Consider the following 25,047-nt stretch of genomic DNA (forward strand, 5'->3'; position numbering starts at 1 on the left):
GATCTCGGCACACAAAAAGAAAAGCCCCGGGGGTGCCGGGGCTTTCTGAATCTCGATCAGGCTTTCGCTTTTTCGTAGAGTTCGAGAACATGATCCCAGTTGATCAGGCTGTCGACGAAGGCCTCGAGATATTTCGGCCGGGCGTTGCGATAGTCGATGTAATAGGAGTGCTCCCAGACATCGACGCCGAGGATCGGCGCCGCGCCATGGACGAGGGGATTCTCGCCGTTCGGCGTCTTCGAGATCGCCAGCTTGCCATCCTTGACCGAAACCCAGGCCCAGCCGGAACCGAACTGGGTCGTGCCGGCGGCGATGAAGTCGGCCTTGAATTTGTCGTAGCCGCCCAGATCGCTGTCGAAAGCCGTCTGCAACGCGCCCGGCAGCTTGTTGCCGCCGCCGCCCTTTTTCATCCACTTCCAGAAATGGATGTGATTGTAGTGCTGGGCGGCATTGTTGAAGAGGCCGGCATTCTTGCCGAACGACTGCTTGACCACCTCTTCTACCGACAGATCGCCAAGGCCGGCTTCGGCGGCAAGCTTGTTGCCGTTGTCGACATAGGCCTTGTGGTGCTTGTCGTGGTGATATTCCAGCGTCTCTTTCGACATGTAGGGCTGCAAGGCCTCATAGTCGTAAGGCAGAGCGGGCAATTCAAAAGCCATGGAAGGTACTCCCTCAAGGAAAATCCGGTGTCGATACCGGACTAAGATAGGTCTGGATTGGGTTCGGACAACTCCGAAAAGTGAAGCGCCGGGTGCTCTTTCTAAGCGGGTTCCGGAGAACTGTCACACAGTTTCCGGAAACCGGGCGCATTGCGACGAAAAGTCTGGACGGATCAGCCCGCCGACGTCGAATGCGCCCAATCCCAATAGAGCTCCCGCGCCTTCTTGGCCACCGGCCCGGGCTGCAGGCTGCGGTCCTCGATGCGCGTGATCGGAATGACCTTGGAATGGTTGCCGGTCGAAAAAATCTCATCCGCCTCGAGGAATTCACGCACCGACAGCGCCTTTTCGGTGGTCTTGAACCCGTACTCGCCAAGCAACGTCATCGTGCGCGAGCGGGTGATGCCGGACAGGAAGGTGCCGTTCGGCGCCGGCGTCAGGACGTGGCCGTCCTTGACCAGGAAGATGTTCGAGGTTCCGGTCTCGGCGACGTTGCCCAGCATGTCGAGCACCAGGGCGTTGTCGAAGCCGCGCATCTTGGCTTCGAGGATGGCACGGCCATTGTTGGGATAGAGGCAGCCGGCCTTGGCGTTGGTCGGCATGGTTTCGATAGTCGGGCGCCGGAACGGCGAAACCGTCACGGAAAAGCCGGTCGGCGAGATCATCGGCGATTCGTAGAGGCACAGGCAGAAACGGGTCGAGGCGGGATCGGCCGGCACGCCCATATAGCCGCCGTGCTCGGCCCAATACATCGGCCTGATATAGACAGCCGTCTTGCCATCGAATTTCTTCAATCCGTCCCAGGTCAGCCCGACGATCTTCTCGGCCGTCATCGAAGGCTTGAGACCGAGCGCGATCGCCGAGGCATTCACGCGCGCGGCATGAAGGTCAAGATCGGGAGCGACGCCCTCGAACCAGCGGGCGCCGTCGAACACGCTGGTGCCGAGCCACATTGCGTGGCTGCGCGGGCCCAAAACGGCGACATTGCCCTCGTACCAGTCGCCGTCGACGAAAGTCCATGTCGCGGAAAGTGCGGCAGCCGCCAGTGTCATTGCTTTGTCCCGTTCCGATCAATCTCGTGTTGCAGCATTGGATGACGCTTTGGCCGGCGTCGTCAACCAGCATCGGGGAGTTTTGTTGAGGCCACGGACGGCGCGCTGCAATCAAGACTTGCACCTTGCCCCGCCTCGCCTCAAAACTGTTGCCATGCAATACGCCGCTTATGTTTTCGACGCCTACGGCACACTGTTCGATGTTCATGCCGCCGTGCGCCGCCACGCCGACGCCATCGGACCGGACGGCCAGTTGCTGTCCGAGATCTGGCGCGCCAAGCAACTCGAATATTCCTGGGTGCGTACGTTGATGGGCGCCTATGCCGATTTTTGGCAACTCACCGAGCAGGCACTTGATTTCGCGTTGCACAAGGTGCCCTCTGCCGATCCCGGCCTCAAGGCGGCATTGCTGGATGCCTATTGGCGGCTGGACTGCTATGCGGAAGTGCCCGCTGTGCTGAAGGCGCTGAAGGCGTCCGGCGCCAAGCTGGCAATCCTGTCCAACGGTTCACCGGAAATGCTGGAGGCAGCCGTTAAATCCGCGGCGCTCGATCAGGTGCTGGACGATATCTATTCCGTCGATGCGGTACGGCGCTTCAAGACCGATCCGTCGGTCTACGACATGGTCACGACAGGCTGGCGCCTCTATCCGGGTGCGGTCTCCTTCCAGTCGTCCAACCGCTGGGACATTGCCGGCGCGACCAAGTTCGGCTTCCGCACCGTGTGGATCAACCGCTCCAACCAGCCGGAGGAGTATCGGGATTTTCCACCGGCCCTGATCCTGCCGTCGCTCGATGCCCTTGTCACAGGTGGCTAACGCATGCGGCCCAAAAGTAATCCTGGTTTTCGCTCCTGTGACCGTAGCGCCACAGTGGCGACGCGGTCACAGCTTCGCCTTTGTTTGTCCACCTTGAGGCCAGATTCGGAACCGCCTATCGCGCCCAAGTGTTGATCAGGCACCCTCGCAACGGTCGGCATATTCATGCTTTGTTGCGATTTCAGACTTAAAGAAGGCAACCATGTTCCCAGCCGAAATCGAATCCTATCGCCTGAGCCGTCGCGGCTTTCTCAATGCCGCAGCCCTGGGCGCCGCCTCGATCGCGGTTTCCGCATGCGCCACCACCGGGTCCGGGCCAGTCGAGCCACCGCCACCGGCCTATGTCGAGCCACCGCTCGCCGACTACGTGACGATGTACGCCGCCGTCAGCGATGGCGGTTTCGAAGTGCCGGCCATTCCCGTCGACAGGATCGATCCGCAATTCCTGCGCCAGATCGTGCCCGACCCGACCGGCCAGAAGCCGGGAACCATCGTCGTCGATACGACCGGCCACTTCCTCTATCTGGTTCGTCCGGGCGGCCAGGCGATCCGCTACGGCGTCGGCCTCGGCCGCGCCGGCTTCGAATGGTCGGGCGATGCCGTCGTCCAGTGGAAACAGAAGTGGCCGAAATGGACGCCGCCGGACGAGATGATCGCCCGGCAGCCGGAACTGAGGCAATACAGCGCTGACAATGGCGGTATGCCGGGCGGGCTGAAAAACCCGCTCGGTGCACGTGCGCTCTATCTCTTCCAGGGCAACGTCGACACGCTCTACCGGCTGCACGGCTCGCCGGAATGGCGTTCGATCGGCAAGTCGGTGTCGTCGGGCTGCGTGCGCCTGATGAACCAGGACATTATAGACCTATATGATCGCGTGCCTTCGAAGACCCCGGTCATCGTGACCAGCGACGCCAGCCAGCCCATGGTGGCGACCGCGAATCACAAAGCCATCCCGATCGATGCCGGCGTGCCGGACGGATCGGTGCTGCTTGGCCCGGTGAAAGCGGTGACCGACGCGATTTTCTGATGGGAGCGAGGGTGAATGCGGCGACTCGCCGCCTTCACCTCCACATCAGCCTATCCCTGCATGGCCGTTGCGCGATCGCGCTTCCCTATCTGCCCCTCGACAGACTCCCGAGTATCCCGCGCACGATGGCGCGGCCGACCGACGAGCCGACAGAGCGCACCACCGACTTGATCGCGGCTTCCGCCACCGTCTGGCGGTTGGACGGGCGCGGTTGAGGCGGGCGTCTGCCGCCGGGTTGCGGCGGCGGAGCATCATTGCCGAAGCCCGGAATGGTCCAGCGTGAACGGCCGGCGTCGGCCTGCTGTGCCTCGGCATCCGCCGCGTCCTTGGCCTTTTTCTGCAGCATCTCGAAAGCCGATTCGCGATCGACACCCTCATCGTACTGACCGATCACCGGGCTTTCCTGGATCAGCTTCCGCCGCTCGGCTGGGGTTATGGGCCCAAGTCGTGACGATGGCGGACGGATCAGCGTGCGCTGGACCATGGACGGGATGCCCTTGGCTTCCAGCACTGAAACCAGCGCTTCGCCGGTGCCCAGTTGCGTGATCACGGTCGCGCAATCGAAATCCGGATTTGGCCGGAACGTCTCGGCCGCGGTCCTTACCGCCTGCTGCTCGCGCGGCGTGTAGGCGCGCAACGCATGCTGGACCCGGTTGCCGAGCTGGGCCAGAACCTTCTCAGGAATATCCAGAGGGTTCTGCGTGACGAAATAGACGCCGACGCCCTTCGAGCGAATCAGACGCACCACCTGCTCGACGCGGTCGATCAGCACCTTCGGCGCGTCGTCGAAAAGCAGATGTGCCTCGTCGAAGAAGAAGACCAGCTTCGGCTTGTCGGGATCGCCCACTTCGGGCAGCTCCTCGAACAGTTCCGACATCAGCCAAAGTAGGAACGTCGCGTAGAGTCGCGGATTCATCATCAGCTTGTCGGCGGCCAGCACGCTGATGGCGCCGCGGCCGTCGCGGGTGGTGCGCATGATGTCGGCGATGCGCAATGCCGGCTCGCCGAAGAAATTCGCCGCCCCCTGCTGTTCCAGCACCAGCAGCGTGCGCTGGATGGCGCCGACCGAGGGTTTCGTCACATTGCCGTAGCGGGCGCTGATCTCTTCGGCGCGCCCGGCGATATTGGCGAGCAGCGCCTGCAGGTCCTTGAGGTCGAGCAGCAGCAGCCCTTCCTCATCGGCGATGCGGAAGGCGATGTTCATGATGCCTTCCTGGGCTTCGGACAGATTCATCAACCGCGACAAGAGCAGCGGGCCCATCTCGGAGATGGTGGCGCGGATGGGGTGGCCCTGTTCGCCGAACAGATCCCAGAAGATGACGGGGAATTCCTGGAAGTCATAGGGGTCGAGCTTGACCTGCTCGGCGCGCTTGACCAGGAAATCTTGCGCCGTGCCGATCATGGCTATACCGGAGAGATCGCCCTTGATGTCGGCGCAGAACACCGGCACGCCGGCATTGGAGAATCCCTCGGCCAATATTTGCAAGGTGACCGTCTTGCCGGTGCCGGTGGCACCGGTCACCAGGCCGTGACGGTTGCCATAGTGCAAAAGCAGGTTTTCGGGACGCTGATAGCTGTCGTCGGGCTTGCGGCTGGCGCCGATGAAAATGGTGTCGTCAGCCATATGTCCGGTCTCCGCAACTGCTGTGTATAAAACCAGCCCTTCGCCCGAAGGTATAGTGGGGGCCTTGCACAGCGACAATGGCGATCGGCGAAAATGGCCTTTTTTGGAGCTTGCGGATTGTGCCCATGTTTGGCAATCGTTCATGCTTCGTGCTCGAAGGCTGGTGTACGCTCGAGGGATCGAATTCGAGTCTTGGAAGCGCATTGCATTGCGGTATCGCACCGGGACCCGTAGACTGAAGTGCTCCAGGCTGATGCGGCCGCATAGTGACGAGGACAGTGGATGAGCGCCGGAGCCTTGACCAGGGATAACGAAGTTCCGAATGCCGACCGGCAGCGATGGCTGGCCCTGGCTGAAAAGGCGCTCGCCGGCGCATCTTTCGAGGAAAAACTGGTCTCGCACACCGATGACGGCATCCGCGTGGAACCGCTTTATGAGCGCGCGGCGGCGGCCGAGCCGATCGTGCGCGCCAACCCCGGATCGCCGTGGATCGTCAGCCAGCGCATCGACGATCCCGACATTGGTCGCGCCAAAGCCCAGGCGCTGGAGGACGTCGCGCAGGGCGCGACGGGATTGTCGCTCGTCTTCGAAGGTGCCCCGAACGCCTTCGGCTACGGCCTGCCGAGAACGGCGCAGGCGCTGGAGACGGTTCTGGACGGCATCCCGTTAAACCGCGTCCAGATCCGGATCGACGCCCACCCATGGAGCCGCCCCATGGCCGACTGGCTGGTGGCGTTCCTTGGCAAGCGCCGCTCCGATCCGGCAAAGCTCAACCTCTCCTTCGGCATCGATCCGGCGGCGATCCTGGCCGGAACCGGCCGGTTGCGCATGTCGATCGAGGCGCTGCAGGAATCCATGCCGCAATCGCTGGCACATTTCTTTTCAATGGGCGTGCCCGGCGTGCTGCTCGAGGCGGATGGGCGGGTGTTCCACAATGCCGGCGCCACGGAGGCGCAGGAGCTTGGCATCATGCTCGCTTCGGCCGTCTCCTATCTCAGGATGTTCGAGAAAGCGCGGCAACCGCTCGTCTACGCAGCGCCCCATATCGGGTTTGCGCTGAGCGCCGACCAGGATCAGTTCCTGTCGATGGCCAAGGTCAGGGCCTTGCGCAGGCTGTGGGCTCGCGTCCAAGAAGCCTGCTCGATCCCGACTTCGACGGCCAATATTCACGCCGAGACGTCGTTTCGGATGATGACGGCATTGGACCTGGAGACCAACATCCTGCGCACGACGATCGCCTGCTTCGCCGCGGCGGCGGGCGGAGCCGATTCGATCGCTATCCTGCCGCACACCGTCGCGCATGGCCTGCCGGCGCCTTTCGCACGCCGCGTGGCCCGTAACGCGCAGTTGATCATGGCCAATGAAAGCCACATCGATCAGGTCGCCGATCCCGCCTGCGGCTCCGGTGGCGTCGAAGCGCTCACCGCTGGCCTCTGCGAAGCGGCCTGGTCCGAGTTGCAGGCGATCGAGGCCGAGGGCGGCGTGCTGTCCAGCCTTCAGGACGGACGCATACAGGAACGTGTTCGCACCGCCGCCGCCCAGCGTGCTGCCGCCTTCCGATCCCGCGAGCGCGCCATCGTCGGCGCCACGCTCTATCCGCAGAAAACCGAGCGCGCGGTCGAGACGCTGGCCGCGGAGCGGCGATCTGCCTTCACGGAAGGCATCGTCATGTGCGAGCCGCTGTTTCCGGTCCGCATCGATCAAGCGATCGGAGCCGCTTCTTGATTCCGGATTTCAGCCAGGTCGGCTGGGCGCCGCCTCGGCGGGCGCCGGTCGAGATCAAGGGCCAGCGGATGACGCCGGAAGGCCTTGCCGTCAAACATCTGTACAATCAGGGCGATCTCAAGGGGCTGCCGCATCTCGACACCTATCCGGGCATGCCGCCCTTCGTGCGCGGACCCTATCCGACCATGTATGTCCAGCAGCCGTGGACGATCCGGCAATATGCCGGTTTCTCGACGGCGGAAGAGTCAAACGCCTTCTACAGGCGCAATCTTGCCGCCGGCCAGAAAGGTCTGTCGGTCGCCTTCGATCTCGCCACGCACCGCGGCTATGACAGCGATCATCCGCGGGTGGCCGGCGATGTCGGAATGGCGGGCGTGGCCATCGATTCCATCCTCGACATGCGCCAGCTCTTCGACGGCATTCCGCTCGGCGAGATGACGGTGTCGATGACCATGAACGGCGCGGTGCTGCCGATCATGGCGCTCTACATCGTGGCGGCCGAGGAACAAGGGGTTGCGCAGAAGGATCTCGCAGGGACCATTCAGAACGACATTCTGAAGGAGTTCATGGTCCGCAACACCTATATCTATCCGCCGAAGCCCTCGATGCGGATCGTGTCGGACATCTTCTCCTACACATCCAGGCACATGCCGAAATTCAACTCGATCTCGATCTCCGGCTACCATATGCAGGAGGCCGGCGCGACGGCGGACCTGGAGCTCGCCTATACGATTGCCGACGGAATCGAATATGCCCGCGCCGGCGTCGCGGCCGGGCTCGACATCGACCGCTTCGCCCCGCGCCTGTCCTTCTTCTGGGCTGTTGGCATGAACTTCTTCATGGAAGTCGCCAAGCTCAGGGCGGCGCGGCTGCTGTGGTCAAGCCTGATGATGAAGAATTTTTCGCCGAAGGACGAGCGTTCGCTGTCCTTGCGCACCCACTGCCAGACTTCTGGCTGGTCGCTGACGGCGCAGGATCCCTACAACAACATCATCCGCACGATGATCGAGGCGATGGCCGCCACACAGGGCCATACACAATCGCTGCACACCAATTCCTTCGACGAGGCCATGGCGCTGCCGACGGATCATTCGGCCCGTATCGCCCGCAACACGCAGCTGATCCTGCAAAAGGAATCCGGCACCACGCGCATCATCGATCCGTGGGGCGGTTCGGCTTATCTCGAGAGGCTGACGCATGATCTGGCAGCGCGTGCGCTTGCCCATATCGAGGAGGTCGAGGCGCTCGGCGGCATGGCCGCGGCCACCGAGAAGGGCATTCCCAAGCTGCGCATCGAAGAGGCGGCCGCCCGCACCCAGGCGCGCATCGATTCAGGCGAGCAGGTGCTGGTCGGCGTCAACGCGCACCGGCCCGGTGCGGATATCGAAGTCGACGTCTTGAAGATCGACAATGCCGAGGTAAGAGCCCGGCAGCTATCGAAGCTGCAGCGGCTGAAGGGCACGCGCGACGTCGCGGTGCTCGAGAATGCGCTCGCAGCGCTCTCCCGCGCGGCCGAGAGCGGCGAGAACCTGCTCGAATTCGCCATCCACGCCGCGCGCGCCAATGCGACGGTCGGGGAGATTTCGCTGGCGCTGGAAAAGGTCTTTGGCCGCCACGTCGCGTCGGTGCAGACGATTTCCGGCGTCTACCGCCAGGCGCTCGGCGACAATCCGGCCGTCGACCGGCTGCAGGAGAAGATCGGCGCGTTCGAAAAGAAGACCGGCGGCAAGCCGCGCATCCTGGTCGCCAAAATGGGACAGGACGGACATGACCGCGGCCAGAAGGTGATCGCCACAGCCTTTGCCGACCTCGGCTTCGACGTCACCGTCGGCGCCATGTTCCAGACGCCGGAGGAGATCGCGAAGCTCGCCCACGAGCAGGATGTGCACATTGTCGGCGCGTCGTCGCTGGCGGCGGGACATCTGACGCTGATCCCGGAACTCAGGGATGCGCTGAAGAGGCTCGGCCACAGCGACATGCTGATCGTTGCCGGCGGCGTGATCCCTCCGCAGGACTATGATGCCGTGCTGCAAGCGGGTGCGGCGGAAATCTTCCCGCCCGGTACCGTGATCCCGCAAGCAGCGGAGCGGCTGATCGACCGGCTGCTGGCGTCCTGAGTTATCGGCAACGAGTGTGTCCGGGCCTTCCTCCCATTCGTAAGTTATAATATCTGTTGCAACGGTGCGGCGGTCGAGTTATAATTGACGTTGCAACAGGAGCAATCCAGCATGAACACCACCATTCGCAAGATCGGCAATTCCGAAGGTGTGATCCTGCCCAAGGAGCTACTCGACCGCCTGAATCTCAAAGCCGGTGATCAGCTTCAGGTTCTCGAAACAGACAAGGACATCGTCCTCAAACCGGTCGACGATAGTTTCGAGCGGCAGATGGAAGCTGCTCGCAAGGTCATGGACAAGTACAAGGTCGCGCTTCAGAAGCTCGCCGAATGAACTGGGAGTTCCTGTCGCGCCGCGCGGTGGAGGCGATGCATGCCGAACAATTGCGCCGGCATGGCGGCGCACAAGGTTTGCGGGATGAAAATGCACTTGAATCGGCACTGGCCCGGGCCGAGAACAAGGCTAATTACGGCACTCCGTCGATTGCAGATCTTGCAGCAGCCTATGTCTTCGGCATTGCCAGAAATCATGCCTTTGTCGACGGCAACAAACGCACGGCTATTGTCGCCGCCGGCGCCTTCCTGATCGTCAACGGTCAGGTCCTGACGGCGGACAACGGCACGCTTTATGAATTCGTGATGGCTATCGCCGCCGGCGAGATCGATGAAGCGGGTGCAGTCGCGTTCTTTCGCGACCACATCGTGAAGACCGAGGACTGATGTTGGGGTTCAGCCGCCCGCGCTCAGCTTGACGATTTCCCATTCCTTGCCATTGACGGTGGCGACATCGCCGACCTTCTTGCCAAACAAAGCAATCGCCATTGGCGATACATGGGAAATGCTGCCTTTCGATGGATCAGCCTCGTCCTCGCCGACGATCTTCCAGTGCACCTTCTTGCCGTCGTCGGCTTCGAGCGTGGCGCCCATGCCGAAGCGGATGACGTCGCTCCCGGGCTCGGGCACCGAAAGCTCGGCACTTTCGCGCCGCGCGGTCCAATAGCGCAGGTCGCGAGATACCAGTGCGATGCGCTCGCGGTCTCCCCGCCGCTCGGCTTTGGCCAATATGTCGCGCAGATCGGCCAGATTCTCGTCGATCATTGCCAGGCCACGCTCCGTCACCAGGTTGCGGTGTTGACTGATCGGCCGTTCGCCGACGCCTGCGATGGCGTTTTCGCTGTCTTCCTCGCGGGTAAAGGCTCTGCTCATTCCTTGAACTTATGCCCGCCCTCACGACTTCACAAGTCATTGCCCTCGCCGGGGACGCAGGTGCCTGACTGGCACGAATCCTGCCACTAGATGGGCAAAAGCCAGGACCTGTGCCGATGTTGAACAGACGCAAGCTGCTTGTCCGGACAGCCGGTTTTGCCGTGTTCGGGCTTTCGCTGGGCAAGGCAGCCGCCGCGAGCTTGCCCGGCGTCGAGAAAGCCTCGATGCGCGGATCGATCAACGCCACCGAGCTTGGCGTGCAACCCGGCACCTTTGACGATCAGAGCAAGGCTTTCGCCAAGCTGCTGCGCGAGGCCAGCGATCGCGACATGCCGGTTTTCCTGCAGCCCGGCACCTATGTCGTGTCCAACCTGACGCTGCCCGGCCGGGTGCGCCTTACCGGCGTGCCTGGCGCAACGCGCATCGTCTATGGTGGCGACGGCCACCTGTTCATGGCCGAACAAGCCGATCACATCGAGCTCAGCGGCCTGGTCCTCGACGGCTCAAACCGCTCGATGGGCGACTACGCGCAAGGACTGCTCGATCTGCGCCGCGTGGCGCATCTCATCGTCGATAATTGCCAGATAACCGGCAGCGGCAAGAACGGGCTGGCGCTCGAGCACGCGGCGGGCCGGGTCGAGCGCACGGAAATATCCGGAGCGGCGGACGCCGGCATCTATTCGGTCGAGGCCGCAGGGCTGGCGATCACAGGCAACACCGTCTCCGACTGCGCCAATGGCGGCATCCTCGTGCACCGCTGGCAAGCGGCGGAGGACGGCACCATCGTCACCGGCAACCGGGTCGAACGCATCGCGGCGCGCGGCGGCGGCACTGGCCAGAACGGCAATGGCATCAATGCCTTCCGCGCCGCCAACGTGATCGTCTCCGGCAATATTGTTTCGGACTGCGCATTCTCCGCCATCCGCGCCAACAGCGCCAGCAATCTGCAAGTATCGGGCAACACTTGCATGCGTTCCGGCGAAACGGCGGTCTATTCCGAATTCTCGTTCGAGGGCGCCGTTATCAGCAACAACATCGTCGATGGTGCCGCCAACGGCATCTCGATCGTCAATTTCAACGAAGGCGGACGCATGGGTGTTTGCTCGGGCAACATCGTGCGCAACCTGTCGACATCAGGCCCCTACCCCGCCGACCCGCCGGGATTCGGCGTCGGCATCGGCGTCGAGGCCGACACCACCGTGTCCAACAACGTCATCGAGAATGCGCCGCTCTACGGCATGTCGATCGGCTGGGGACCGTATCTGCGCAACGTCGTGGCCACCGGCAACATCATCCGCAAAGCGGGCACCGGCATCGTCGTCAGCGTGGTCGACGGTGCCGGAACCGCCATCATCTCCGACAATGTCATCGACGGCGCACGCAATGGCGCCATTGTCGGGCAGCGCTGGGCCGACCCGGCCACGGGCGATCTCGCCGCGTCAGCCGACACCGGCTTTCCGCATCTGACCGTCGAGCGCAATCATGTCAGTTGAGAGCGTCCGGCTCAGGCCAGTGCCGCCGTCGGCCTGAGCGCACCGACCTTGGCGCCTATCCGGCTTTCGATGGGTGCATTCGCCATTTCGAGCAGCTTCGCCGCCAAAACCTCGTCCGCGCGCAGCAGTCGGGCGATGATTGCGGCCACCATGGATTCGGCGGCCCGGCCGGCACCATCATCGCATTTGAGTGCGATGCCGAGGCCAAGCTCGGGAAGCGCCGCGCAATGGACCCCTTCGGCGCCGCCCTTCGCAAATATTCGGCCAGGCGCCGCCTGCATCAGCGCGAGATCGGCGCGGCCTGTGCCGGCGACGAAGAACGGCTCGGCCATGCAAGCCGACAACAATCGCTTTGCCGCCCTGGCGCGCTCGGGCGCGAAGCCCCTGCCGGTCACCATGCGGGCAAAGCCAAGCGCAAAACTCCTGAGCGGCACCGCGTAGGTCGGGATCGAACAGCCGTCGGTCGCGCGCTCGTCGGCGCCGTGGCGAGCTCCCGTCACCGCCTGCATGGCATCGCGCACCATCTCCTGCAAGGCGTGATCCGCCCTGACATAGCCGTGAGGCTCGATGCCTGAATGGACGCAGGTGCAAAGAAAGCCGGAATGCTTGCCGGAGCAATTGTTGTGCAGGGCGTTCGGGGAACCGCCGGCGCGGGCGAGTGCGATCGTCGCGTCATGGCTCGACGGCCAATGCGCGCCGCATTCAAGCGCCGACCCGTCCAGCCCGGCCCTCGCGAGCATCGACCGCGCCAGTTCGACGTGGGCCGGTTCGCCCGAATGAGAGGCGCAGGCCAGCGCCAGTTCGCGGTTACCGAAGCCGTAGGCATCGGCAGCACCGCTTTCGACCAGCGGCAGCGCCTGGATCGCCTTGACCGCGGAGCGCGGAAACACCGGCCTCGATGTGTCGCCGATCTCGAGAACCGGCTTGCCATCGGCGTCGAAAACCGCGACCGCGCCTCGGTGCGCGCTCTCGACGATGGCGCCACGCAGAACTTCGATCAGAACCGGATTTGTCATGTTGCCCCCGCGGATGCGGGTCGCTTTTACCGAATCCGATCGAGAATGGAAACGTAGTTGGCGACCGCCGCGCCGCCCATGTTGAAGATGCCGCCAAGCTTGGCGTTGGGCACCTGGATGCCGCCGGCCTCACCGACGAGCTGCATGGCGCTCAGCACATGCATCGACACGCCGGTGGCGCCGATCGGATGACCCTTCGCCTTCAGGCCGCCGGACGGGTTGACCGGCAGCCGCCCGTCCTTTGCGGTCGTGCCGTCCAGCGCCAGCCTCGCGCCCTCCCCAGGCTTCGCCAGGCCCATGGCTTCATATTCGATCAATTCGGCGATGGTGAAGCAGTCATGCGTCTCGACGAAGGAGAGATCATCAAGCGTCACGCCGGCATTCCTGAGCGCCCGGCTCCAGGCCTGCTCGCAGCCTTCGAAGGTCAGGATGTCGCGCTTCGACATCGGCAGGAAATCCTGCACGTGCTCATTGGCGCGGAAGGTGACGGCGCGGCGCATCTTCAGTGCCGTCGCTGTGTCGGTGAGGACGATAGCAGCGGCACCGTCGGAGACAAGCGAGCAGTCGGTGCGCTTCAGTGGGCCAGCGACGAAGGGGTTCTTCTCGCTCTCCTGGCGGCAGAATTCGTAGCCGAAATCCTTGCGCATCTGCGCATAGGGATTGTCGACGCCGTTCTTGTGATTCTTGGAGGCGATCATGGCAAGCGCATCCGACTGGTCGCCGTAGCGCTGGAAATAGGCTTGTGCGATCTTGCCGAAGACGCCGGCAAAGCCGGCCGGTGTGTCGCCATCCTCGGGCAAATAGGAGGCTTTCAGCAGGTTCCTGCCGATCTCGGGGCCGGGCGTCGTCGTCATCTGCTCGGCGCCGACCACCAGCACGATGCGGGCGGCATTGGCATCTATGGCGCGGACGCCTTGCCGGACAGCGGCCGAACCGGTGGCGCAGGCGTTCTCGACGCGCGTCGCCGGCTTGAAGCGCAGCCGGTCGTCGGCCTGGAGGACAAGGCTGGCGGTGAAATCCTGTGCGGAAAAGCCGGCGTTGAAATGTCCGAGCACAATCTCGTCGACGTCGTCCGGGCCAATGCCGGCATGGTCGAGCGCCTCGGTTGCCACTTTGACGATCAGGCTCTCCAATGTTTCGCCTTCAAGCTTGCCGAAGCGCGAATGCGCCCAGCCAACGATGCATGCGGTCATGGCAACCTCCATTTGCCGCGGATCCTAACACGTCATATCGCGGCCTGAGCACTCAATATTGTTCAATAATGAACCGTTTTCCAGTCCGCGGGATGAGCCAGAGCCGACAATCGGTTGTTGTTTGGGCTGAATTTTTGTTGATTGACCCGTCAATAAAAAATAATCTTCACCGAAACAATGGGAACAGCATGCCGAAAGTCGGAATGGAGCCACTGCGCCGCAAAGCGCTCATCGACGCGACGATCTCGGCGATCGGCGAGCGCGGCTCGCTTGACGTGACGATGTCGGAGATCGCCGGGCGCGCCGGCGTGTCGTCGGCGCTGGCCCATCACTATTTCGGCGTCAAGGATGAGCTGCTGTTCGCGACGATGCGGCATATCCTGGCCGAACTGACCACGGACATGCGGCGCGCGCTTCAATCCACCGGTTCCCCACGCGAACGCGTCTCGGCGGTCGTGGCCGTCAACTTCTCCGAGATCCAGTTCCGTGCCGAAACGATCGCCGCCTGGCTCGCCTTCTATGTCGAGGCGCAGAAATCGGCTGCGCTGCGCCGGCTGCTCAGAATTTATGCGCGGCGGCTGCATTCGAACCTGATGAGCGGGCTGGCCGGCATCCTGTCCCGAGCCGAGGCCGACCGCGTCGCCGAAGCGACGGCGGCGATGATCGACGGGCTCTATATCAGGCGCGCGCTCAAGGACGGCGTGCCCGATGCCGCGACCGCGATCGCATTGGTCGAGGACTATCTCGAAACGAAACTCAGCGGACGGCAGACGCAGTGACACGCAAGCACCCTAACTTCCTGATCGTCATGGTCGATCAGCTCAACGGAACTTTCTTTCCGGACGGGCCGGCTGACTTCCTGCACGCGCCGCATCTGAAGGCGTTGGCCGCCCGCTCGGCGCGCTTCCGCAACAATTACACCGGCTCGCCGCTCTGTGCGCCGGGCCGTGCCTCGTTCATGAGCGGCCAGTTGCCGTCGCGCACCGGAGTCTATGACAACGCCGCCGAGTTCGCCTCGTCGATCCCGACCTTCGCTCATCATCTGCGCGCCGCCGGCTACCATACTTGCCTGTCGGGCAAGATGCACTTCGTCGGGCCGGACCAGTTGCACGGCTTCGAGGAACGGCTGACCACGGACATCTACCCCGCCGATTTCGGTTGGACGCCGGATTATCGTAAGCCCGGCGAGCGCATCGACTGGTGGTATCACAATCTGGGTTCGGTGACCGGGGCCGGTATCGCCGAAACCACCAACCAGATGGAATATGACGACGAGGTCGTGTTCCTCGCCACGCAGAAGCTCTACCAGCTTTCGCGGGAGCAGGATGATGAGGAGCGCCGGCCCTGGTGCCTGGCCGTTTCGCTGTCACATCCGCACGACCCCTATGTCGCGCGCAAGCAGTACTGGGATCTCTACGAAAATTGCCAGGCGCTCGACCCGGAAACCAATTTCATTGCGTATGACGAACAGGATACGCATTCGCAGCGGCTGTATGTCGCCAGCGATTATCCGTCGTTCCAGATCACCCCTGAGCAGGTGCGCCGTTCGCGGCGTGGCTATTTCGCCAATATTTCCTATGTCGACGACAAGCTCGGCGAGCTCCTGGACGTCCTCAAGCGAACGCGCATGCTTGACGACACCACCATCCTGTTCTGCTCCGACCATGGCGACATGCTCGGCGAGCGCGGCCTATGGTTCAAGATGAGCTTCTTCGAGGGCTCGGCGCGGGTGCCGCTGATGATTGCCGGCAGGGGCGTTGCGGCCGGGCTGATCGAAGCGCCGGTTTCCAATCTCGACGTGACGCCGACGCTTTGCGACCTCGCCGGCATCGACATCGATGCCGTCGCGCCATGGACCGATGGCCAATCGCTGCTGCCTCTGATCGACGGTGAGCGGCGCAGCGCGCCTGTGCTGATGGAATATGCGGCTGAGGGTTCATACGCGCCTCTGGTGGCTATCCGCGAGGGCCGATACAAGTTCGTCCATTGCGAGCTCGATGCGCCGCAACTGTTCGATCTCCAATCCGATCCGCTGGAGCGGGAAAACCTCGCGGCAGATCCGGCCAACGAACCGCTGGTCGCGGCGTTCATGGACAAGGTGCGGGCGCGCTGGAACATGGCCGCCTTCGACGCTGCGGTGCGCGAAAGCCAGGCGCGCCGCTGGGTCGTCTATCGGGCGCTGCGCAACGGCGCCTACTACCCTTGGGATTTCCAGCCGCTGCAGAAAGCGTCCGAGCGCTACATGCGCAACCACATGAACCTCGACAATCTCGAAGAGAGCAAGCGGTATCCGCGAGGCGAATGATGACTACGCTTGTCCCCTCACTCGACCACCTGAAGCAAGCCTATGCGGTCACCGCCAAGGCGACGCAGATCACGCCGCTGCTGGAATCGGCGGCGCTCGCCAGGGAAACCGGCGCCGCTCGCGTCTTCGTCAAGGCGGAATCGCTGCAATGGGCGGGATCGTTCAAGGTTCGGGGCGCCTATTGGCGGCTGAAGCGGCTGTCGCCCGACGAAGCCAAGAAGGGCGTCGTCGCTTATTCTTCCGGCAATTTTGCGCAAGGACTGGCGGCTGCGGGCCAGGCGCTCGGCATCCCCGTTACCATCGTCATGCCGATCGACGCGCCGGCCGCCAAGCGCGACGCCACAGCAGGCTACGGCGCGCGCGTGGTGCTTACCGATCACGGCGAGCGCGCGCGTGAGGAAGTCGCCGCCGCCAAGGCGCGCGAGATCGCCGAGACCGAAGGGCTGACATTGCTGCATCCCTTCGACGATCCGGAAATCGTCGCCGGCCAGGCAGGTGCCGGGCTGGAGGCGCTGGAGCAGCTTTCTGCCAAGGGCGCGAAGGCGGACGTGCTGTTCTGCTCGGTCGGCGGCGGCGGCCTGATCGGCGGCGTTTCGCTCGCTTTCCACTACCTGTCGCCGGCCACAGAAATCATCGGCGTCGAGCCCGAAGGTTTCAACGGCATGGGCGCCTCGCTGGCGCATGGCAGCATCGAGACCATGCCGCTCGCCCCGAATTCGATCTGTGACGGGCTGATGTCGCGGCGGCCCGGCGACGCGCCGTTCGCGGCGGTCAGAACCGCCGGCGTTCGCGGCATCACTGTCGACGACGCCTTGGTGCGGCGGGCAATGAAAATCGCCTTCGAGCGGATGAAGCTGGTGCTTGAGCCGTCCGGAGCTGCCTCGCTGGCGGCACTGCTCGGCGGCAAGGTGGACGTGGCCGGCAAGACCGTCCTTGTGGTGGCTACCGGCGGCAATGTCTCGCTCGCCGATTTCATCACGCATATGAACGATGGGCGCATATGAACAATGCTTGAAGCGGATTTCGTCATCATCGGCTCCGGCTCCGCCGGCTCGGCCATGGCCTATCGCCTGTCGGAGGATGGCAAGCACTCGGTCATCGTTATCGAATTCGGCGGCTCCGATATCGGGCCGCTGATCCAGATGCCATCGGCGCTGTCGATCCCGCTCAATATGAGCCTCTACGACTGGGGTTTTGCCAGCGAGCCCGAGCCGCATCTCGGCGGCCGCGTGCTGGCGACGCCGCGCGGCAAGGTGATCGGAGGCTCGTCCTCGATCAACGGCATGGTCTATGTGCGCGGCCACGCCCGCGACTTCGACCACTGGGCCGAACAGGGAGCCGCCGGCTGGGGTTTCGCCGACGTGCTTCCCTATTTCAAGCGCATGGAAGATGCGGAGGGCGGCGAGGACGGCTGGCGGGGCCGTGGTGGGCCGCTGCACGTGCGGCGCGGCACGCGGAAAAATCCGCTCTATGGCGCCTTCGTCGAAGCGGGCCGCCAGGCCGGCTTCGAACTGACCGACGACTATAACGGCTCCAGGCAAGAGGGGTTCGGCCCGATGGAGCAGACCATTTTCGGCGGCCGCCGCTGGTCGGCGGCATCAGCCTATCTGAGGCCGGCGCTCAGGCGCAAAAACGTAAGCCTGGTCAAGGGCTTTGCGCGACGGGTGATCATCGAGAATCAACGCGCCATCGGGGTCGAAATCGAAGCTCGCAAACAGATTCAAGTCGTTAAGGCGCGACGTGAGGTGATCGTCGCGGCATCGTCGATCAACTCGCCGAAAATCCTGATGCTGTCGGGCATCGGGCCTGCGGAACATCTCAGGGAAAACGGCATCGCGGTGGTGGCCGATAGACCCGGCGTCGGCCGCAACCTGCAGGACCATCTGGAACTTTATATCCAGCAGCAATCGACAAAGCCGATCACGCTGAATTCGGTGCTCAACCCGTTTTCCAAGGCGATGATCGGGGCGCAGTGGCTGTTCTTCAAGACCGGCCTTGGCGCCACCAATCATTTCGAGGCGGCGGCCTTCGTGCGCTCGCGCGCCGGGGTCGACTATCCTGATATCCAGTACCACTTCATCCCGGCGGCGGTGCGCTATGACGGCAAGGCGGCGGCGAAGTCGCATGGTTTTCAGGCGCATGTCGGGCCAATGCGCTCGAAGTCGCGCGGCTCGGTGACGCTGCGCTCGCCGGATCCGAATTCGAAACCGGTGATCCACTTCAACTACATGTCGCATCCCGACGACTGGAGCGAGTTCCGCCACTGCATCAGGCTGACGCGCGAGATTTTCGGCCAGAAGGCCTTCGACGGCTTCCGCGGCCAGGAAATTTCGCCCGGCAGCCACGTGCAATCGGACGACGACCTCGACATCTTCATCAGGGATCACGCCGAAAGCGCCTATCATCCCTGCGGCACCTGCCGGATGGGCCGCGCCGACGAGGTCACGAGCGTCGTCGATCCGGAATGCCGCGTGATCGGCGTCGAGGGCCTGCGGGTAGCCGATTCCTCTATCTTCCCGCGCGTCACCAACGGCAACCTCAACGCGCCGTCGATCATGACTGGCGAGAAGGCTTCCGACCACATTCTCGGCCGCACGCCGCTGGCGCCTTCCAACCAGGAACCATGGATCAATCCCCGCTGGCAGGCGTCCGACAGATAGAGCATGATCGTGCAACCGCACGATCGGCATGCCGCTAAGACGATTTGGAGAAGCCCATGCGCGCCCAGCCAACGGCATCGCACTATGTCAACGGACGCTACATAGACGACGAGCAAGGCGCGCCACTGCCGGTCATCTATCCGGCAACCGGCGAGACCATCGCCCTGCTGCGCTCGGCGACGCCGAACGTGCTGGAACTCGCCATCGAGGCTGCGCGTGCCGCGCAACCGGCTTGGGCGCGGCTGAAGCCGGTGGAGCGCGGCCGCATCCTGCGCCGCGCCGCCGACATCTTGCGCGCCCGCAACGCCGATCTTGCCCGCCTCGAGACGCTCGACACCGGTAAGGCGATTCAGGAAACGCTGGTGGCGGATGCGCCATCGGCCGCGGATTGCCTGGAATATTTCGGCGGCGCGGTTGCAGCTTACAATGGCGAGGCTGTCGATTTGGGCGGGGCCTTCGCCTACACGCGGCGCGAGGCGCTCGGCGTTTGCGTCGGCATAGGCGCCTGGAACTATCCAATCCAGATCGCCGGCTGGAAATCCGCGCCCGCGCTCGCCATGGGCAACGCCATGGTGTTCAAACCATCGGAAAACACGCCATTGTCGGCATTGGCCCTGGCCGAGATCTACAGCGAGGCAGGCCTGCCCGACGGGCTGTTCAACGTCGTGCAAGGCTATGGCGATGTCGGCGCCAGCCTAGTCAGCCACGATGTCGTGGCCAAGGTGTCGGTGACCGGCTCGGTGCCGACCGGCCGCAAGGTGCTGTCGCTCGCCGGCTCGAAGATGAAGCACGCGACGATGGAACTCGGCGGCAAGTCGCCGCTGATCGTCTTCGACGACGCCGATCTCGAGAATGCCGTCGGCGGCGCCATGCTCGGCAATTTCTATTCGACGGGGCAGATCTGCTCCAACGGCACGCGCGTCTTCGTCCAGAAGGGCATCCATGACCGCTTCGTCGACCGGCTCGTCGAGCGAACCAAGAAGATCCGCATCGGCGACCCACTCGATGCCGAAACCCAGATGGGCCCGCTGGTCAGCAAGGCACAGCAGGAGAAGGTCGTCTCCTACATCGCGGCGGGCAAGCAAGAAGGCGCCACGCTCGCCTGCGGCGGCAACGTGCCTTCGCTGCAAGGTTTTGAAGGCGGCTTCTTCGTCGAGCCGACGGTGTTCACCGGGGTGAGCGACAGCATGCGCATCGCGCGCGAAGAAATCTTTGGGCCTGTCATGAGCGTGCTGAAATTCGACGGCGAGGACGAGGTGGTCGAGCGCGCCAACGACACTGAGTTCGGTCTCGCGGCCGGCGTGTTCACGCGCGACCTGTCGCGCGCCCACCGCGTCATCGCCGAGCTGCGGGCCGGCACGTGCTGGATCAACACCTACAACCTGACCCCGGTCGAAATCCCCTTCGGCGGTGTCAAGCAATCCGGCATTGGGCGAGAAAATTCACTGGCCGCGCTGGCGCTCTATTCGCAGATGAAGGCGGTTTATGTCGAGACCGGGGATGTGGTCAGCCCTTATTGAGCAAAATGTCGTCGGGACAGCGCCTCTTTCTCAGCCGCCCTTCTCGGCAGTCCCATCCAGATACTGCGTGAGCGCGCACACGAGATGATAAAAAATGCTGGCCGGCACATCTGATGCCCGCGAGCGGCCGCGCTCGTCGACGCGGTCGATCCACAGACCCAGCGGCGCCGGGTCGATGTGCCAGCGGAACAGCCGGCCTACGCGTTCCTCGATCTCCGGCTTGAGATCGGGTCCGCCAGAACCGTCCAACGCAATCGCCGCCTTGACCGCTTCGGCCTGTGGCCAACTACGCGAGACCAGGTCCAGCGGCAGACCCTGCCGGGAGACGGCGCCATACGCAAGGCCTGTGGCGCGGTTGAGGCCATTGGCGATGGCCGAGGCATAGAGTTTCCTGGCGAAGCCACTCAGTTCGGCCTGGCCGCTAAGAGCGGCGAAATCGACAAGCAGCGCGGCCCATTCGAAATGATGGCCGGGCTCGGTCCAGGTACCCTTCTCGCCCGCCACGGGCCTCCAGCCGGCGTCGAAATATTCACCCAGCGTCCAGCTTTCGGGATCGAAGAAGTGGTTGCGGAACAGGTCGATGATGCGTGCCGCGCGGCGCAGATAAGCGCGCTCGCCTGTCGCCTCGTGCCAGGCGAGGAAGGCTTCCAAAAAATGCATGTGCGGATTGGAGCGCCGCTCGCCCTGCCCGTCCGAGGTTTCGAGAAAGCCGGTCATGCGGCTATCCTCGAGATGGGCATCGAGGAAGGCGAAGGTCTCTTCGCCGAGCCGCAGCGCATCCGGATGGCCCGACATGTGGGCATGCGCCAGCGCCAGAAGCACGCAGGAATGATCGTAGGCGTCCTCGACCGGGTCGGCGACCGAACCGTCGATGTCGAGGGTACGCACCCAGCCGCCCCTTGCCGTTCGGCCGCTTCCGGCCATGAAGTCGATGCCGTGGGCGATGAGCCGGTCGGCCGGGCCGTCCCAGCCGCGTTGCTTGGCGACCGCAAAGGCGTAGACCTGGCGGGCCTGCGTGCGCATGCGCTTGGGCTTCATCAGCGGCGTGGCGTCGAAGCCAAGAGCCTCGTGGAATCCGCCATAGCGTTCGTCGACGCCTGATGTCGACCACAGCGGAAGCGTCTCCTGAAACAGCCAGTGATGGACGCGGCGACGCCAAGCGCCGCTTTCGATGACCCGGTCGTGGGCAGGCGTGAAGCGGGTTTCCAACCGGCCGGATTTTTCGAGCTGCTCGACGATCTTCTTGACGTGCTGGCTATGGCTGACCGGGGCGACGAAGGTAGCGTCCGATGTCGAGACGATGGCGACATCTCTCATGCCGATGGCCGACAGCAGCCGGCCATCGCTGCGAATGTAGGAATTCTCGCAATCGATGGCGACGACGTCGCCGGCGATGACATTGCCTTGGCTATCGGCAGGCCCGACATCGAGCAGCGACTGCCAGGAGCCGAGATCGTTCCAGCGAAAGCTGGCCGGCACCATGGCGATGTCCTTTGCCCGCTCCATGATGGCATAGTCGATCGAGACCGAAGGAATGGCGCCGTAGAGGTCCAGCGGCATGTAGAAGCCGGAAAGGTCCGATGTCGCAGCCTTGTAGGCAGCTTCGGTCGCCTGCCAGATCTTCGGCTCGAAAGCTGCGAAAGCATCACGCATGGCGCCGGCGCGAAACAGGAAGATGCCGGTGTTCCAGTGGAAATTGCCGGCTTCGAGATAGGCCTGGGCGGTGGCAAGGTCCGGCTTTTCGACGAAGCGCGAGACATCGAACACGCCTGCTCTTTCGGCGGCGACTTCGATGTAGCCATAGCCGGTCTCCGGCTGTGTCGGCTTGAGGCCGAACACCACCAGCCGCCCGGCGCTGGCAGCGGCGGTGCCCGCCTCGACGCTCTGCCAGAATTGCCGCGCGGTCGAAATCTCGTGATCGGACGGCACCACCAGCACCAGTTCGTCACCGAATTCGGCGAGCGTGCGCAGGCTTGCCAGCGCCACCGCCGCGGCGGTGTTGCGGCCGGTAGGTTCGAACAGCGGCCCACCGCCGGCAAGGTTTATGCCGGCGAGATCGGCATGGACGCGCTCGGCATGGCGTTCGGAAGCGATCATGAAGATGGGCGTATCGCCGCTGGGCCGTGACGCCAGCCGGCGCAAGGTCTTTGCCAGCATCGAGCCGTCGCCCGAAAGGTCGTGGAACTGCTTGGGATTGTCCTCGCGCGACAGCGGCCAGAGCCGCGAGCCGACGCCGCCGCTCATGACGAAACTGACGATGCGCTGGCTCATGATGCCCTTGTCAAAAGATCTGGTTGTAGGCGCCGACTTCCGGACTACGGCGCAGCACGGCGTCGAACGTCTGCCGGCGCCGCTGCGACGATACCGGGCTCTCCACCACCACGACAAGCTCCGGCAATCCGAACCTGTCGAGCCGTGCTTCGCCAACGATCCTGAGGGTCAAGACTGAAAATCTCCGGGCGGCTGGAAACACAAATCGCGCAAACGTTTGCCGAGGGGTGCCCTACCACGGAAGCCTTTAAGCGGCGTTTATTCGAGGCGCTGAAACAGGCTCGCGAAGAAAGCTGGCGAAATGCGACAGAAGTGCTGCCATTGACGCTTGCAGGAACCAGATGCGGCGGCTATAAGCCCGCGTCTGGTCACGGAGTGTAGCGCAGCCTGGTAGCGCACCTCGTTCGGGACGAGGGGGTCGCAGGTTCAAATCCTGCCACTCCGACCAGAAAAACAAAGCGATACGCGTGTTTGTTGTTCCCGCTGCAGCGGCTCGATGTTTGATCGTCGCCTGCTCCAATTCATCGCTTTACGCAATTCCGGACGGAAAAAACCGCTGCGCAGTTTTCCTGGAATTGCTTTAGCTGACGCGTTCTATGAGTTCGATTGCCGCTTTTGTGACGTCGGCAGCGTCAAGCCGTTGAACGCAATAAACGCCCCCTGCATTGCCCGCCTTGCAGAGGCCCGGCGCTATGCACTTGCATGGCATCGGAGGCTGTAACGTACGGCTGGGAACGCCAAGGGGCCCCCAGATGTCGGGTTGGGTCAGACCGAACAGGCCAACGACGGGCGTTTTCATGGCCGCGGCCAGGTGCATGGGTCCGCTCTCGTTGCCCAGGAAGATCAGGGCCTCGCCCAGCAGGGGCAAAAGGGTGGTCAGGGGTGCCTGGCCAACGAGATTCACGATCGGCGATGTTGCCGCATCCAACACCTTGCCTGCGATACCTGCCTCGTCCGGGCCGCCAACGATGACCGCCCGGAGACCCTTTCGACGGTAAATCTCTCCCAGGACCGATGCGAAACGGTCAGGCTGCCAGCAACGGCCTGGGAAACTGGCGCCGGCATGGACGGCGACAAACGACTTCGTTTCCAATTCGTGTCGGGCAAGCAGCTGCTTTGCCTGACGCGAACCGGATTCGATTGGCTTGAGGGACGGAATAGGATCGGTCACAGGAATGCCAAGGGCAAACAGCGGCGACAGGTACCGATGCAGATAATGCTCGCCGCCATGGCCGTATGTGGCGGCAAAGATGTTGGCGCTTTGGCGCTCCCAGAATTTCAGGGGCTGCTCCGATGGAACATAGCCTACGCGAAAAGGCGCCTTGACGAAGCGCATCACAAGCCGTGATGTCTTGGAGTCGGACAGATCGATGATAAGATCATAATCCGACTTCCTCAGATCGTGCAGGAGCCTGGTCATTCCGGACATGCGCTCGAAAGGGGAGCCGCGCATTTTGCCGCGATCGAGCGAAACCACGCTGTCGGCGATGCCTTGCTCCAGAACGAATTTCGCCAGCGCCGCCTGGCATAGCATGGTGATCGTCGCGTTCGGAAACTCTGCCCGCAGATGCCTGACCAGAACCGAAGTTAGAACAACATCCCCGATAAACTTCGTCTGATTTATGAGTATTGATTGTACGTTGCCAGCCTTCGGCAGCGCCTTTGCCGGCTCTTTTGAATTCTTGATCCAACTTTTCATGGAATGACTATTCCATTTCAGCCAAAAAGAATCCAAAATTTTCGACAAACGATCGATGTAGGCAATAGCCGCGCAATGACAAGCTCGTTCTGTCCGCTGATATAGGATATCGCCTCAGCCATCAACCAACCAGGAATATTTGTCAACGCAGATGGGGCTCGCAGGCTCTCTTTCAAGGGTTCCGCCGAGGTCGAACTCGTGTCCGTCGTGAATGTGAATGACCCCGGTTCGTTTCGGCGTACGCACGCATGCGGACATATCGGAGGGTGGCCATGGTCGCTTACGCTGGAGTAAGGTCGTGGACATGAAATTGCATTCGACCCCCAGCAGGCCGTTCATCCCCGTGCTCCTCCTCGCCCTTGTCGGAGGCTGCGCGTCGACCAGCGGATCGATCGATCCGGCGAATTACGACAAGATGACATGCGCCGAACTGAACAGCGCCATAGGCGAAGCCGCCAAAGGCATCTCGCAGACAGCCATCACGCGGGGCAAGGTCGCCAGCACCAGTGTTCCGAGATGGCTGCTGGGCGGCTCAAGCGTCAAGGCCGCCGTCGCCAATCGCGAAACGACCAGGATCGATCGGCTGAAGCAGCAGCAAGCGGCCATGGCCGCCGCCAGGGCGCGCAAATGCCCAGGGCTGGCGAGTTGAGCTGAGGCGCCGCCG

22 protein-coding genes and 1 tRNA gene are annotated in these 25,047 nt (G+C 63.2%); 14 read left to right on the forward strand and 9 right to left on the reverse strand.

The annotated features are described in order from the left end of the window. Positions 1-56: 56 nt before the first annotated feature. Together FJ973_RS11660 and FJ973_RS11665 are read right to left on the reverse strand one after the other, a co-directional pair. Positions 57-659 (reverse strand): superoxide dismutase, encoded by a 603-nt coding sequence (locus FJ973_RS11660; RefSeq protein WP_140494754.1) that lies wholly within the window; start codon positions 657-659, stop codon positions 57-59. Between the two features lie 173 nt (positions 660-832). Beyond that, positions 833-1,711: a branched-chain amino acid aminotransferase gene (locus FJ973_RS11665; RefSeq protein WP_140494756.1), complete on the reverse strand. Its 879-nt coding sequence runs from the start codon at positions 1,709-1,711 to the stop codon at positions 833-835. Positions 1,712-1,865: 154 nt separating this feature from the next. Between FJ973_RS11665 and FJ973_RS11670 the strand changes: the two genes are divergently transcribed. Further along, entirely contained in the window at positions 1,866-2,528 is a 663-nt protein-coding gene (locus FJ973_RS11670; RefSeq protein WP_140494758.1) for a haloacid dehalogenase type II, read from the forward strand. Positions 2,529-2,730: 202 nt separating this feature from the next. Next, positions 2,731-3,555, forward strand: coding sequence for a L,D-transpeptidase (locus FJ973_RS11675; RefSeq protein WP_140553967.1), 825 nt, complete (start codon positions 2,731-2,733; stop codon positions 3,553-3,555). Between the two features lie 85 nt (positions 3,556-3,640). On the opposite strand, the gene FJ973_RS11680 is transcribed toward FJ973_RS11675, so the two are convergent. Continuing rightward, positions 3,641-5,179, reverse strand: coding sequence for a helicase HerA-like C-terminal domain-containing protein (locus tag FJ973_RS11680; RefSeq protein WP_140555863.1), 1,539 nt, complete (start codon positions 5,177-5,179; stop codon positions 3,641-3,643). 282 nt (positions 5,180-5,461) lie between these two features. Between FJ973_RS11680 and FJ973_RS11685 the strand changes: the two genes are divergently transcribed. The 4 genes from FJ973_RS11685 (at position 5,462) to FJ973_RS11700 (ending at position 9,740) form a co-directional block, all read left to right on the forward strand. Continuing rightward, a complete protein-coding gene (locus tag FJ973_RS11685) occupies positions 5,462-6,904 on the forward strand; it encodes a methylmalonyl-CoA mutase subunit beta (RefSeq protein ID WP_140555865.1) in 1,443 nt (480 codons plus the stop codon). Continuing rightward, the gene (gene scpA, locus FJ973_RS11690; RefSeq protein WP_140555866.1) at positions 6,901-9,021 is read left to right on the forward strand and encodes a methylmalonyl-CoA mutase; all 2,121 of its coding nucleotides are present in this window, start codon (positions 6,901-6,903) and stop codon (positions 9,019-9,021) included. The genes FJ973_RS11685 and scpA overlap by 4 nt, the downstream gene beginning before the upstream one ends. Before the next feature lie 111 nt (positions 9,022-9,132). Beyond that, positions 9,133-9,354, forward strand: coding sequence for an AbrB/MazE/SpoVT family DNA-binding domain-containing protein (locus FJ973_RS11695; protein WP_140494768.1), 222 nt, complete (start codon positions 9,133-9,135; stop codon positions 9,352-9,354). Continuing rightward, positions 9,351-9,740 carry a type II toxin-antitoxin system death-on-curing family toxin gene (locus FJ973_RS11700; RefSeq protein ID WP_140517949.1) on the forward strand — a complete coding sequence of 130 codons (390 nt, stop codon included), beginning with the start codon at positions 9,351-9,353 and terminating at the stop codon, positions 9,738-9,740. The genes FJ973_RS11695 and FJ973_RS11700 overlap by 4 nt, the downstream gene beginning before the upstream one ends. A 9-nt stretch (positions 9,741-9,749) precedes the next feature. Here the strand turns inward: FJ973_RS11700 and greA are convergent, their stop codons facing one another. After that, a complete protein-coding gene (greA, locus tag FJ973_RS11705) occupies positions 9,750-10,226 on the reverse strand; it encodes a transcription elongation factor GreA (RefSeq protein WP_140494772.1) in 477 nt (158 codons plus the stop codon). A gap of 116 nt (positions 10,227-10,342) precedes the next feature. On the opposite strand from greA, the gene FJ973_RS11710 reads away from it, so the two are divergent. Continuing rightward, entirely contained in the window at positions 10,343-11,719 is a 1,377-nt protein-coding gene (locus FJ973_RS11710) for a TIGR03808 family TAT-translocated repetitive protein (RefSeq protein WP_140517948.1), read from the forward strand. Between the two features lie 11 nt (positions 11,720-11,730). On the opposite strand, the gene FJ973_RS11715 is transcribed toward FJ973_RS11710, so the two are convergent. Next, on the reverse strand, positions 11,731-12,735 hold the full coding sequence (locus FJ973_RS11715; RefSeq protein WP_140517947.1) for an asparaginase: 1,005 nt from the start codon (positions 12,733-12,735) through the stop codon (positions 11,731-11,733). Positions 12,736-12,761: 26 nt separating this feature from the next. After that, complete coding sequence (locus FJ973_RS11720) at positions 12,762-13,928, reverse strand: acetyl-CoA acetyltransferase (RefSeq protein ID WP_140555868.1); 1,167 nt, start codon at positions 13,926-13,928, stop codon at positions 12,762-12,764. Between the two features lie 188 nt (positions 13,929-14,116). Here FJ973_RS11720 and betI point away from each other — a divergent pair, with 188 nt between their 5' ends. From betI to betB, 5 genes are read left to right on the forward strand one after another with little or no spacing between them, the layout of a single operon-like run. Next, entirely contained in the window at positions 14,117-14,707 is a 591-nt protein-coding gene (gene betI / locus FJ973_RS11725) for a transcriptional regulator BetI (protein ID WP_140494780.1), read from the forward strand. Continuing rightward, positions 14,704-16,233 (forward strand): choline-sulfatase, encoded by a 1,530-nt coding sequence (betC, locus tag FJ973_RS11730; protein ID WP_140555869.1) that lies wholly within the window; start codon positions 14,704-14,706, stop codon positions 16,231-16,233. The genes betI and betC overlap by 4 nt, the downstream gene beginning before the upstream one ends. Then, on the forward strand, positions 16,230-17,237 hold the full coding sequence (locus tag FJ973_RS11735; protein ID WP_140520747.1) for a threonine/serine dehydratase: 1,008 nt from the start codon (positions 16,230-16,232) through the stop codon (positions 17,235-17,237). Before betC ends, FJ973_RS11735 begins: the two co-directional genes overlap by 4 nt. Before the next feature lie 3 nt (positions 17,238-17,240). Continuing rightward, the gene (betA, locus tag FJ973_RS11740; RefSeq protein WP_140555871.1) at positions 17,241-18,893 is read left to right on the forward strand and encodes a choline dehydrogenase; all 1,653 of its coding nucleotides are present in this window, start codon (positions 17,241-17,243) and stop codon (positions 18,891-18,893) included. A gap of 56 nt (positions 18,894-18,949) precedes the next feature. Continuing rightward, a complete protein-coding gene (betB, locus tag FJ973_RS11745; protein WP_140494788.1) occupies positions 18,950-20,413 on the forward strand; it encodes a betaine-aldehyde dehydrogenase in 1,464 nt (487 codons plus the stop codon). 30 nt (positions 20,414-20,443) lie between these two features. Here betB and FJ973_RS11750 read toward each other — a convergent pair whose 3' ends face one another. Together FJ973_RS11750 and FJ973_RS30885 are read right to left on the reverse strand one after the other, a co-directional pair. Continuing rightward, complete coding sequence (locus FJ973_RS11750; protein ID WP_140494790.1) at positions 20,444-22,684, reverse strand: AGE family epimerase/isomerase; 2,241 nt, start codon at positions 22,682-22,684, stop codon at positions 20,444-20,446. 10 nt (positions 22,685-22,694) lie between these two features. Continuing rightward, positions 22,695-22,856 carry a hypothetical protein gene (locus FJ973_RS30885; protein WP_181170896.1) on the reverse strand — a complete coding sequence of 54 codons (162 nt, stop codon included), beginning with the start codon at positions 22,854-22,856 and terminating at the stop codon, positions 22,695-22,697. Between the two features lie 199 nt (positions 22,857-23,055). Here FJ973_RS30885 and FJ973_RS11755 point away from each other — a divergent pair. Then, positions 23,056-23,132: transfer RNA gene (locus FJ973_RS11755), tRNA-Pro, on the forward strand. Positions 23,133-23,264: 132 nt separating this feature from the next. Here FJ973_RS11755 and FJ973_RS11760 read toward each other — a convergent pair. Beyond that, positions 23,265-24,383: a glycosyltransferase family 9 protein gene (locus tag FJ973_RS11760; RefSeq protein WP_140555873.1), complete on the reverse strand. Its 1,119-nt coding sequence runs from the start codon at positions 24,381-24,383 to the stop codon at positions 23,265-23,267. A 304-nt stretch (positions 24,384-24,687) separates the two neighbouring features. On the opposite strand from FJ973_RS11760, the gene FJ973_RS11765 reads away from it, so the two are divergent. Then, entirely contained in the window at positions 24,688-25,032 is a 345-nt protein-coding gene (locus FJ973_RS11765; protein ID WP_140555952.1) for a hypothetical protein, read from the forward strand. Positions 25,033-25,047: the final 15 nt, after the last annotated feature.

This window comes from Mesorhizobium sp. B2-1-3, assembly GCF_006442495.1.
In the GTDB taxonomy this organism is placed as follows: domain Bacteria; phylum Pseudomonadota; class Alphaproteobacteria; order Rhizobiales; family Rhizobiaceae; genus Mesorhizobium.

Excerpts from the sequence above, each read along its gene's own strand:
- FJ973_RS11660 (WP_140494754.1), bottom strand. The coding sequence starts at position 659 with ATGGCTTTTGAATTGCCCGCTCTGCCTTACGACTATGAGGCCTTGCAG.
- FJ973_RS11765 (WP_140555952.1), top strand. The coding sequence starts at position 24,688 with ATGAAATTGCATTCGACCCCCAGCAGGCCGTTCATCCCCGTGCTCCTC.
- FJ973_RS11710 (WP_140517948.1), top strand. The coding sequence starts at position 10,343 with ATGTTGAACAGACGCAAGCTGCTTGTCCGGACAGCCGGTTTTGCCGTG.
- FJ973_RS11700 (WP_140517949.1), top strand. The coding sequence starts at position 9,351 with ATGAACTGGGAGTTCCTGTCGCGCCGCGCGGTGGAGGCGATGCATGCC.
- FJ973_RS11670 (WP_140494758.1), top strand. The coding sequence starts at position 1,866 with ATGCAATACGCCGCTTATGTTTTCGACGCCTACGGCACACTGTTCGAT.
- FJ973_RS11665 (WP_140494756.1), bottom strand. The coding sequence starts at position 1,711 with ATGACACTGGCGGCTGCCGCACTTTCCGCGACATGGACTTTCGTCGAC.
- FJ973_RS11680 (WP_140555863.1), bottom strand. The coding sequence starts at position 5,179 with ATGGCTGACGACACCATTTTCATCGGCGCCAGCCGCAAGCCCGACGAC.
- FJ973_RS11715 (WP_140517947.1), bottom strand. The coding sequence starts at position 12,735 with ATGACAAATCCGGTTCTGATCGAAGTTCTGCGTGGCGCCATCGTCGAG.
- FJ973_RS11695 (WP_140494768.1), top strand. The coding sequence starts at position 9,133 with ATGAACACCACCATTCGCAAGATCGGCAATTCCGAAGGTGTGATCCTG.
- FJ973_RS11675 (WP_140553967.1), top strand. The coding sequence starts at position 2,731 with ATGTTCCCAGCCGAAATCGAATCCTATCGCCTGAGCCGTCGCGGCTTT.
- FJ973_RS11735 (WP_140520747.1), top strand. The coding sequence starts at position 16,230 with ATGATGACTACGCTTGTCCCCTCACTCGACCACCTGAAGCAAGCCTAT.
- betB (WP_140494788.1), top strand. The coding sequence starts at position 18,950 with ATGCGCGCCCAGCCAACGGCATCGCACTATGTCAACGGACGCTACATA.
- FJ973_RS11750 (WP_140494790.1), bottom strand. The coding sequence starts at position 22,684 with ATGAGCCAGCGCATCGTCAGTTTCGTCATGAGCGGCGGCGTCGGCTCG.
- betA (WP_140555871.1), top strand. The coding sequence starts at position 17,241 with ATGCTTGAAGCGGATTTCGTCATCATCGGCTCCGGCTCCGCCGGCTCG.
- greA (WP_140494772.1), bottom strand. The coding sequence starts at position 10,226 with ATGAGCAGAGCCTTTACCCGCGAGGAAGACAGCGAAAACGCCATCGCA.
- FJ973_RS11760 (WP_140555873.1), bottom strand. The coding sequence starts at position 24,383 with ATGAAAAGTTGGATCAAGAATTCAAAAGAGCCGGCAAAGGCGCTGCCG.
- FJ973_RS11720 (WP_140555868.1), bottom strand. The coding sequence starts at position 13,928 with ATGACCGCATGCATCGTTGGCTGGGCGCATTCGCGCTTCGGCAAGCTT.
- FJ973_RS11685 (WP_140555865.1), top strand. The coding sequence starts at position 5,462 with ATGAGCGCCGGAGCCTTGACCAGGGATAACGAAGTTCCGAATGCCGAC.
- betI (WP_140494780.1), top strand. The coding sequence starts at position 14,117 with ATGCCGAAAGTCGGAATGGAGCCACTGCGCCGCAAAGCGCTCATCGAC.